Origin of the sequence: Desulfovibrio sp. OH1186_COT-070 (genome assembly GCF_003860215.1) — a bacterium.
Classification (GTDB): domain Bacteria; phylum Desulfobacterota; class Desulfovibrionia; order Desulfovibrionales; family Desulfovibrionaceae; genus Desulfovibrio.
In genome coordinates, this window is the sequence record NZ_RQYH01000130.1 from 1 (window position 1) to 675 (window position 675).

Consider the following 675-nt stretch of genomic DNA (forward strand, 5'->3'; position numbering starts at 1 on the left):
TCGCTACGCGCTATGCAAAACGAAGCCTTTCCTTCCTTGCCGCCGTGCAAATCAGGTGCATCTCATTGTGGGCAACAATAATTTGACGACACTATCTAGTACTTACCCCGATGGCCACAAGCACCGAGACGTTTTGCACTTCTCCGGCCCAAGAGCGTTTGAGCCAAATGCCGTCCACAAAAACATAGGGATATTCTGCCTCAAGCGGGCGCTGGCGCCATTCTTCAACTCGCGCAAAAATTTTCTGATTCAAATCGCTTATGGTGCTCGGACTCACCCGACTGCCCCACAGAGCCTCTGTGATGTCCTCCACCCGGCGCACGGAAACGCCAGCCAGGTACATTTCCACCAGCGCTTCTTCCACCGAGCTTTCCCGACGCCGGTACCGCTCGATTATTGCGGTTTCAAAGGGTATATGTCGCAGCTTGGTATTTTAAGTTGAACAGTCCCGGCTTTGGTCTGCAAGCCCCGCTCGTAGTGACCGGCACGGGTACTGGCACGTTGCGCATTACGCTCGTAGCGCTTGGCCTGGCACAGCGCATCGGCCTCCGCTTCCAGCAAGCCGTTAAGCGTTTCCTCAACGCTCTGTCGCACGACCTCAGACACATGCGACCGCAGCTCTTGCTCGTCCACGGCGATAACCGGAACTTTCTTTTTTCCCTGCTCCTTGGTAAA

General features: G+C 55.1%; 2 pseudogenes. One reads left to right on the forward strand and one right to left on the reverse strand.

Going from position 1 to position 675, the window contains the following annotated elements:
• Window positions 1–86: pseudogene (locus EII23_RS12200) on the forward strand (IS5/IS1182 family transposase); the annotation flags it as partial.
• A 14-nt stretch (window positions 87–100) separates the two neighbouring features.
• On the opposite strand, the pseudogene EII23_RS13530 reads toward EII23_RS12200, so the two are convergent.
• Window positions 101–639, reverse strand: a pseudogene (locus tag EII23_RS13530) (transposase); the annotation flags it as partial.
• Window positions 640–675 lie beyond the last annotated feature (36 nt).